We start from the raw sequence: 258 nt of genomic DNA on the forward strand, positions 1-258 counted from the left end.
AAACTGACAAAGCGGTAACCACATCAGGAACGTTGACCAGTACCGACGTGGATAATCCAGATAATGCATTCACACCGGATTCTATTTCAGGCACCAACGGTGACCTGACTATTGATGCTAATGGTCATTGGGTCTTCACCGCCAACAGTGCATTTAATCAATTGAATGTCGGCGATAAGGTCGAAGAGACCTTCACGGTGTCGTCCATCGATGGCACCCCTTCGACGATCAAGGTCACGATTAATGGCACTAACGACG

The 258-nt window shown here is 48.1% G+C and carries 1 protein-coding gene; it reads left to right on the forward strand.

Annotated elements, in window-relative coordinates; translation table 11 throughout:
* On the forward strand, positions 1 to 258 hold a 258-nt coding region (locus AB4507_RS22810; RefSeq protein ID WP_372183477.1), incomplete at both ends, for a VCBS domain-containing protein.

Source organism: Vibrio sp. 10N.222.54.A3 (assembly GCF_041474095.1).
In the GTDB taxonomy this organism is placed as follows: domain Bacteria; phylum Pseudomonadota; class Gammaproteobacteria; order Enterobacterales; family Vibrionaceae; genus Vibrio; species Vibrio crassostreae_C.